The organism is Alteromonas abrolhosensis (assembly GCF_001953635.1).
Classification (GTDB): Bacteria; Pseudomonadota; Gammaproteobacteria; order Enterobacterales; family Alteromonadaceae; genus Alteromonas; species Alteromonas abrolhosensis.
Window position 1 is genome coordinate 1 of record NZ_MEJH01000023.1, and the last position, 8736, is coordinate 8736.

Below are 8736 nucleotides of genomic sequence, written 5' to 3' on the forward strand. Positions count from 1 at the left end.
CTCTCTTTGCGCCGGAGCCTAAGCCCCGTTTGGTCCGAAGACATTATGCGGTATTAGCAGTCGTTTCCAACTGTTATCCCCCTCGCAAAGGCAAGTTCCCAAGCATTACTCACCCGTCCGCCACTCGTCATCTTCTAGCAAGCTAGAAATGTTACCGTTCGACTTGCATGTGTTAGGCCTGCCGCCAGCGTTCAATCTGAGCCATGATCAAACTCTTCAATTAAATATATCGAAATATGAATCGTCGTTATGTGACACTCTTAACGAGTGCCCACACAGATTGTCTTGTCTAAATTTTTAAAGAACGTTACTAGCTTTGCTAGCTGCCTCTCCCGAAGCGGATGCGTATCTTACAGCGCATCTTTTTTTTGTCAACAACTTTTGTTTATTTATTTTTAAACTTGGTTTTTGACATCCTCATCAGTTGTTAGCGTTTTGCTGTTCCCTGTTGAGGAGGCGCGCATTCTACGCATTCCTACAGCATCGTCAACACCCTTTTTTAAATAAATATAAAAAAAGCGACCGTTCGGTCGCTTTTTAATCTATTAGTACATTAAGCATGCGTTTAAGCTTAATTTCCTTATTCTATCAGCTCAAAAAGGCATATCCTCTTTATTATTGAGCGAAGACATCTGATTATTGCTACGTAATCATTCCTACTTATTGTCTACACTTTCGTTGCTTTTCTTTTTATCGGCATTGAAGTCTGCATCTTCTTCATGATCGCCCACTACATCGTCTAACGTTACTTTCTCAACGGTACGAAACGTATTGATAGGTCCAGCTAACGCGTATAGGGCAAAAACAAGGAACAGTACTAAAGCGGGTTCTGTTGCTACAACAACAAATATTAACAGCACAATAAGAAGTCCAACAAAAGGCACCTTTCCATGCCAGTTTACTTCTTTAAAGGAATTATATTTAAAGTTGCTAACCATTAGTAAACCAGCTAAACCGGTCACCGCAGCAACTATAAAACCATAGTCTGTACCTACAGCATCGTATTCCACGCCTACCCAAACAAGCCCAGAAACAACCGCAGCAGCTGCTGGGCTGGCAAGGCCTTGGAAGAAACGCTTATCAGCAATTCCAACTTGCGTATTGAAGCGAGCTAGACGAAGAGCTGCACCCGCTACATATATAAAGGCCGCTAACCAGCCTAATTTGCCGAGTTCAGTTAATCCCCAATTATAAGCGACAAGTGCCGGTGCCACACCAAATGAAACCATATCGGCCATTGAGTCATACTCAGCACCGAAGTCACTTTGCGTATTAGTCATTCTTGCCACACGCCCATCTAGGCCATCAAAAATCATAGCAACGAAAATAGCCACTGCCGCGGCTTCAAATCGTCCGTTCATTGATGAAACAACAGCAAAGAAACCCGAAAATAACCCTGCTGTTGTTAATAAGTTGGGAAGCAAGTATATCCCTTTACGTTTTTGATCAGACATATGTCCTCATACTTCTACATACACAATTGCACTAATTATTTCATAGTTATCTAGGAACGCATAGCAAAGTAAGAACTTCGTGCAGTTCCTTTCAGGGCGCAACCGTAAAATACAATCGGCATTATCATAATTGCGCCTACTTTTATTAAAATGTGAGCATCCCCTACCTCAACTTTCCTGTTAAAGAGGTATGCATTCATTGAACACTAATAACTGGGTATACGGTTGCATACCTTAAATAGCTCACCGTTCATATATCATACAAGTCCATGTTGAAATAAGGTACCCGCCAAAGTTTATGCATTTAAATAGGCATATATATTACTTGGTGCGTACTAGGAGCGCTTAGCGCTTCTTTTATAGGAAAGCAATTATGCAAATTCTACAAAAGACGTTTTCTTTGCAAACTGGACTACTACTTTCCACTGCTTTATTAGCCACACTTACTATTAGTCCAGCATCTGCCACGTACTACAAAAACAACAACTATTCTTACTGTGGCTCTTCAAGCGACAATAACTATGTAAATAGTGCGTGTAATTCGCCCCTTGGCGAGCACACTTATGACTTGGTGAGCGATGGTGTCTACAACAGCATTGATGCAACTCAATCTCACGTAAATGTAGATGGGGTTAATATATCTATGTCCGCATTTTCTGACACGCACAAGGTTACGGGTGAAACGGTAGTTGGCGCCAAATTGGAAAAAATTTCCGATACATGGGCGTATGGTGTAACCAATAATGATGAGGCTTATTATAATGGCGGTGCCGATCACGCTATAGATAACATTAATTATTATTACGAAGGGAGTTATGCTGCATATTACAGTGGAATGACTAATGTAGAGCGTGACTACGACTTTGTCTTGCTGTCGTTTGATTCTGCGGTGACACTGACGGGGGCAAGCTTTTCATGGTTATATAGCACCAATGACAGCCAAGTATCGGTAGCTGCGCTAAGCGATACTTCAAAATTGACCTCTGGTATTAATACGTGGAGTGATATTGTCGCTGATGCACTAACATCAGCGTCTTACGATATAGAGAATTGCGAATATTTAGACCACCGTGCTGATTTCACCTTTACCCAATCAGCCCAGTACTGGCTAGTTGGTGCATACAATACTGTGTTCGGCAACATTGGTGGTTATGTAGGTAATGATGCTTTTAAACTTGCTAACATTGGCTTCTCTATCAGTGAACCCACTGACAATTCTCCGCCTACAGCAGTCTCTGAGCCTGGAACAATTGGTTTACTGATGGCTTGTTCTATATTCGTAATGTGGCGCCGCAAGAAAACCATTTGAAGAAATTAGACTTTAGATCACTGACAGGTGGTATTACTTGTCAGTTTTTTTTACTCCCCCCCTTAACACCCAAATAATACCTATAAAAAACAATAATATAAATAATGGCACACAATCTGCATATTGAATGATATAATTATTACGGTCGTTTTAGAGTAAAGTATTAATGCGTATTATTTCCTTGGTATCAGTGCTAGTTTTGAGTTCTAACTTTGCTTGGGCTACAGATTCATTTATCGAAGAACACAACTATGAATATAACTTTCAAAGTGTGAATATTGGCACTAACCCAAATTCAGGTTCTGTTGTTACTGTTAGTGACAGTTTAAATTTGAATGATGTTAACGTTTCTATTTCAGGTTGGTCAGATAGTGCGTGGTTGTCCGGTGCTGACTCTGGGAACTACGACAAAGTAGTCGGTGCAGAATTACAGAGAATAGGTAGCTATGGCTGGGCTGTCCGTAACACATGGGAAGATGCGGGTTCACACCAAACTATAGATAACTACGGTTACAGAGATTATGATTTTATTCTTTTAAGCTTTAGCGAAGAAGTGCAGTTGGATAGTTTAAACTTTGGATGGGCAAATTTTGGGAATGGATCTCAAGAAGTGTCAGTTTCAGCTCTTAGTGATAATGGATTTAACAAGCTTACGAGTGCAAATTCTACGTGGTCGAACATTATCTCTGATGCTGTTTCTAGTTCTTTTTCTATCCAAAGATTATCTGACAATCGAGGAATTTCGACCTTAGATTTTACTTCTTCGGCTAAGTACTGGCTTGTCGGTGCTTACAACACTATTTTCGGCACTGTAGCAAACGGCTCTGGACATAACGATGCATTTAAAATTGCTGGTTTAGAATTTAGTAACACTACTGTAAACACCCCTCCACCGAATACACAAGTAAGCGAGCCAGGCGCCCTTGCACTGATGAGCCTGGGTTTGGGTCTAGTTCTATACAGACGTAAGCGTCGCGTTTAGTGGTTTAAAAGTAAATAGAAAACACGTATCTTTAGAAGGTGGCTTAGGCCACCTTTTTTTATGCTATTTTTAAGCCAGCGGCTAGGCTAAGTTTCGAAGGTATATATGGATTTTTTTAATAATAAAAGGCGTGTTGTACAAGGCGCCGTTATCTCTGCAGTTGCCTCATCATTCATCGCATTCAGCAGTTTTGCTACAACATCAGAAGATTATGAAAAGGCGCTTACCGCGTTTAACAAAGATGCTTATGATGAAGCATATATACATCTTAAGAATAGCCTACAAAAAGACCCTGAAAATCTAGCTGCGAAAATACTAATGGGCGAAATTCTGCTTATAAACGGCTACCTTACCGCGGCTGAAATGGAGTTTGTAGAAGCATTAGAAATGGGGGCTGATATTAACCTCTTAGCAGAACCACTTGGCAACACCTGGCTGTTTCTAAATAAATATAAAGAGATTGTAGACTTCTCTGATTTGAACAAGCTTTCAGGTAATGCGGAGCGTGAGTGGCTGATGATTCGTGCCACAGCGTGTATCAGGCTAGAGGACGAGTCTTGCGCCCTACGCGATTACAACACTATCGTTTCACGCACGCCTAATTTCGCGCCTGCTATAAACGGTCTAGCTTCTATCGCTCTTCAGAATGAAGATTTAATTAAAGCAACTTCTCTCATAGACAAAGCCATGTCAATTGAGCCTGAAAACGCAATAACGTGGCGTTTAAAAGGGCAGCTTGCTTATAGACAGGGTGATACTAATGCAGCGACAGCACACCTTCAAAAAGCACTAACTTTTAACCGTGAAGATCCTATTGCGCTGCGTAATCTTGTAGATTTGTATTTAGAAGCTAAAGACTACGACTCAGCCAAGTTATTTGTCGATCAAATTATCCAAGATACGCCAAACGATCCACTTGCCATATTGCTAAATAGTTGGTTACAAAGCAGAGACAACCAGCAAGCCATAGACAACGAGAAGCTCAAGGAGCTCAATGAATTTATGGCACAACTGGACCCTGAGCTTATAACCTCGCAGCCAATGTTGCTTTACATAAGCGGCTTAACAAATTTCTTTAACAACAATATGGAGTCAGCAGCAAAAGATTTTAACGCTTATCTGCAAAGGGAACCGGATGACTTACAGGCAGTATTGATGTTGAGCCAAGTTTACATGGCCACACAACAGGACAAAAAAGCGCTTGCGCTGCTTGAGCGTCATCAAAACGCATTAATGGAAGATCCTGACTCAGCGCTACTTTTGGGTGACTTATTTATCCGCCAAAACAAAGCGTTTAAAGCCGAGAGGCTTTTGCAAAATCTTGAATACAAGTATCCGAACGAAAACAGGCTTCAGTTGTTCAAGATTAAATTAATGGCTGCTAGAGGTAAGCAAGACGAGGCATTGTCGATTCTTGAAAAAAACTTATCCACCTACGAAGATAACGCCGGTTTTCTTTTCACTTATTCCTTAATGAATCTGCAAGCTCAGCAGTTTACTAATGCATTAAAAGGTGCTGAATTACTAGGTAAGCTTTTTCCTGACGAAGCCGAGGTGTATAACCTTAAAGCTGGTATATTGATTAGACAGGGTCGATTAGAAGAAGCCAAGGTCAACATAGAAAAAGCGTTAGCGCAAAGCCCGACGCTTTTTCCCGCGAAATTCAATTTAGCAGCCACGGAAAGCCGTTTAGGAAATGTAGAGAAGTCTAACTTGCTGGTAGAAGAACTTCTGAAGTTATCACCTCAGCATAATGAAACGCTGATGCTGAAAGCGTTCAATTTGACCAAGACTGGCAATTTAGAGGAAGCCAAACAGATCTATCTCGATATATTGACGCTATCGCCTTCAAATACTGGGGCTAGAGAACGCGTATCGTCTCTATATCAGCAACAAGGCGACACAAAAAATGCACTATATCATCTGGAGCTATTGATTAAGGACGAATTTGACAATCCAGATTACCTTCTACGCAAAGCCGCACTTCTTTTAGAAAACAATCAACGTGCGGATGCTGAAAAAACATTGAGCATTGTACGAAACTTTATTAACGACGACGCAGGTAAACTCATTGCGTTTGCCGATCAAGCTCGGAATATTGGTAACAATGACTGGGCGTTGAACGCAATGGCGCGCGCTTATGAAATTGCGACTACAAGCACGTTTGTTACACTGCGTTATACAAGCTTATTGTTAGATTTGCAGAAAAACGATAAAGCACAGTCACTATTAGCGACCATTCCCGCGGACCAACAACAAAACCCGGTTTATCACTTTTTGAACGGCCGATTGGCAGCGAATAAAGGCGACAGTGAACGCGCCATCAAAGCTTTTGAAAAAGCCTTAGAAATAGACTCTACATTTGCACAGGCATTTATTGCGATTTACAACTACGCGTTGAACGATCAGTTTGTCGATGTATTTTTACGAACGGCACGCAATCTGGTGAATGAAAACGAGAGTAACTTGTTGGCGAAAAACTTACTTGCTCAGTACTTGTTTTTTATTCAAGAATTTGATGAATCTATATCGCTTTATAAAGAATTAGTTGCCCAGCCAGGTCTGATAAACCCAGCTGAAGCGTATAACCGACTTGCGATTATGCACATCGAGACATCACTGGTCACTGCGAAAAACTATGCACGTCAAGCCTATGACCTTCAGCCTAACTCCGCGAAAATACTGGACACTTACGGGCATATTAAAGCGCTTCAGGGAGATTACGAAGGCAGTCTTAGAATGCTTAGAGATGCATTTGCAAGAGACGCCAGCGATCCAAATATTCGTTATCACTTAGGCTATACGCTAGCCAAACTCAATAGAATTGAAGAGGCGAAGAAAGAGCTAGAATATGCAGTAAATGTAGAGCGTCCCTTCTTTAAGCGCCCGCAAGCAAGAGCATTATTAGAGAGCCTTTAAGGCTCTCGCTCGGATTAAGTAGATATTAATTCAACTAAAGACAGCACGAACAGTTGCGTTTGTGCTTTTCCATCTTGCCAATGCCTGAGTTAAAGGTATTGGTTGGATCTAATTCCTTATAAAATTTCTGTAAAGAGGCCTCGGCTTCGTATAAATGACCAACATTGTGTTCAGCAGGATACTTAGCACCCCGGCTATCTAGTAAGGCCAACATATCTGCCTTTACTTTTTTAGCGTCACTGTCCTTTTTAAGTATGTAATCTTGATGGAATACATGACAGAAGAAGTGACCATAATAAAGCGGCTTTTCAATATGCTTAGCAATGTGTTCGGGTAAATTTTCTGCCCAAAACTCATCATTACGGCGCAAGGCTATATCTAACGCAAGAATGTCTCCGACGCGTTTGTGATGAAGCATTTGATAGCGCACAGCCGCTCCAGCGGCGGCAAAACGTAACAAGAATGCCTTCAACGCTTCGTCTTCGTTGCACGTAATGTAGTCGCCTTCTAACTGCTCTTCAGTAAATAGTTTCGCTAAAAATGTTGAGGCTTCTTCAATGCCGCCATCGCTCATTTTAAGGATGAGATGGTGCTCATATTTGTCGCGGTAGGCTCTTAAACTTGGAGGAATTTGGTCAGAAAAGAGCTTACTCCCAAATTGCATGACTCTGTCGCTTAAATATCGAGGGATAAATGGCAGCTTGTTAAACACAGCATCCACCCGCCCTTTGAGTGCAAACAATTTAGGGAGCGAGTCAGTGCCTAAACGCTGAATACTCAAAATTGTATCTTTGCCATATACATCGGCAATATCAAACATCTCTCTATGAATATACTCGCCCACTTCAGGTAAATGTTTAAACTGGGTTAGGATGTCTCTGCGAATACGAGTTAGTACATCAGGATCGTTAGTTCCAATGTAAAATGTCTGGTCTTTTTTAGGAATATCAAATGTATCTAAGCGTACAGCGAAAACGGCAACTTTTCCTGCACAGCCGCTAGCCTCATAAAGCCTAGTCGGGTCGGCATTAAATCGGCTCGGTGTATCAGCATTTACGTCTCGAACTATTTGCTCATAATCATTTGCAGAAGCCTTTTTATCAGTTTCAGGTAAAGATTTTGGAAAATTACCAGACGAAAGGTTACCGATAATTTCTTCTGGTGTATCGCCTAAATCTATTCCTAAATGATTAACGAGCTTTAACTCACCATTTTTTTCGACCTGGGCGAACAAGGATAACTCCGTATACGCCGGGCCTCTTTTTATTAAAGCGCCACCCGAATTGTTTGCAACACCGCCTACAATTGATGCTCCTAAACAAGAAGACCCAATCACCGAGTGGGGCGCGCGCCCTAATGGCTTTAACGCTTTTTCAAGTTGAAACAGCGTTGCTCCTGGAAAGCTCAATACTTGTTTACCACCGTTTATTAAAACAATGCTATCCATAGCCAACGTGTTGATAACCACAACTGGCCTATCATAATCATCACCACTAGGTGTAGAGCCTTCTGTTAGCCCCGTTTTGGCAGCCTGCATAATGATAATACAGTCGTACTCAACGCAGACCTTCAGCACTTCCCAGTATTGCATCAACGTATGTGGGAATAACACAGCCAACGCTTCGCCTTCTCCTGAACGCCATCCTTTCCGGTAATGCTCAGTTTGACGCCTTCCTACGGCAAGATTGCTTTCCCCGAGTATGCGCTTGAATGCGTTTATTATTGGGACAGTTTGCATGTATGGCTCCTAAAACTCGGACGAAACTAACAATAACAGGTAAATTAAAGGAAAATATGTCGACAAGCCAATAAAAAAGGCACTGAATTGAAGTGACCCCCAATAGTTGGACTATCCAATTACTGGGGGTCTTTTTATGTCAAAACATCACAGAGCATTTAAGTTAAAGCTAGCGCGACTAGCGCAAGAAGAGAGTTCAGGAGCCTTAGGTAGAAAGTTTAAAGTACGACCTAACCTTATTCGTTACTGGTCTCAAGTCTATCGCATCAACGGCTTTGATAGTTTTATCCATAAGCAATTGCCTTACACCTTTGAATTTAAACTGCATGTACTC

The 8736-nt window shown here is 41.5% G+C and carries 5 protein-coding genes, 1 rRNA gene and 1 pseudogene; 4 read left to right on the forward strand and 3 right to left on the reverse strand.

Annotation, left to right across the window (positions count from 1 at the left end; translation table 11 throughout):
* Together BGK61_RS19135 and pssA are read right to left on the reverse strand one after the other, a co-directional pair.
* A 16S ribosomal RNA gene (locus tag BGK61_RS19135) occupies positions 1–223 on the reverse strand; the annotation flags it as partial.
* Positions 224–656: 433 nt separating this feature from the next.
* Entirely contained in the window at positions 657–1454 is a 798-nt protein-coding gene (gene pssA, locus BGK61_RS19140) for a CDP-diacylglycerol--serine O-phosphatidyltransferase (RefSeq protein WP_014998905.1), read from the reverse strand.
* Between the two features lie 373 nt (positions 1455–1827).
* Between pssA and xdp1 (BGK61_RS19145) the strand changes: the two genes are divergently transcribed.
* The 3 genes from xdp1 (BGK61_RS19145) (at position 1828) to prsT (ending at position 6664) form a co-directional block, all read left to right on the forward strand.
* The gene (gene xdp1 / locus BGK61_RS19145) at positions 1828–2763 is read left to right on the forward strand and encodes an exosortase-dependent surface protein XDP1 (RefSeq protein WP_076010873.1); all 936 of its coding nucleotides are present in this window, start codon (positions 1828–1830) and stop codon (positions 2761–2763) included.
* Positions 2764–2929: 166 nt separating this feature from the next.
* A complete protein-coding gene (xdp1, locus tag BGK61_RS19150; RefSeq protein ID WP_076010874.1) occupies positions 2930–3745 on the forward strand; it encodes an exosortase-dependent surface protein XDP1 in 816 nt (271 codons plus the stop codon).
* Positions 3746–3850: 105 nt separating this feature from the next.
* On the forward strand, positions 3851–6664 hold the full coding sequence (prsT, locus tag BGK61_RS19155) for an XrtA/PEP-CTERM system TPR-repeat protein PrsT (RefSeq protein WP_076010875.1): 2814 nt from the start codon (positions 3851–3853) through the stop codon (positions 6662–6664).
* 34 nt (positions 6665–6698) lie between these two features.
* Here prsT and dld read toward each other — a convergent pair whose 3' ends face one another.
* Positions 6699–8402, reverse strand: coding sequence for a D-lactate dehydrogenase (gene dld, locus BGK61_RS19160; protein ID WP_076010876.1), 1704 nt, complete (start codon positions 8400–8402; stop codon positions 6699–6701).
* A 136-nt stretch (positions 8403–8538) separates the two neighbouring features.
* Between dld and BGK61_RS19165 the strand changes: the two are divergent.
* Positions 8539–8736: pseudogene (locus BGK61_RS19165) on the forward strand (transposase); the annotation flags it as partial.

Bases quoted from the DNA above. Each gene is read 5' to 3' on its own strand.
- dld (WP_076010876.1), bottom strand. From the start codon at position 8,402: ATGCAAACTGTCCCAATAATAAACGCATTCAAGCGCATACTCGGGGAA.
- xdp1 (WP_076010874.1), top strand. From the start codon at position 2,930: ATGCGTATTATTTCCTTGGTATCAGTGCTAGTTTTGAGTTCTAACTTT.
- pssA (WP_014998905.1), bottom strand. From the start codon at position 1,454: ATGTCTGATCAAAAACGTAAAGGGATATACTTGCTTCCCAACTTATTA.
- xdp1 (WP_076010873.1), top strand. From the start codon at position 1,828: ATGCAAATTCTACAAAAGACGTTTTCTTTGCAAACTGGACTACTACTT.
- prsT (WP_076010875.1), top strand. From the start codon at position 3,851: ATGGATTTTTTTAATAATAAAAGGCGTGTTGTACAAGGCGCCGTTATC.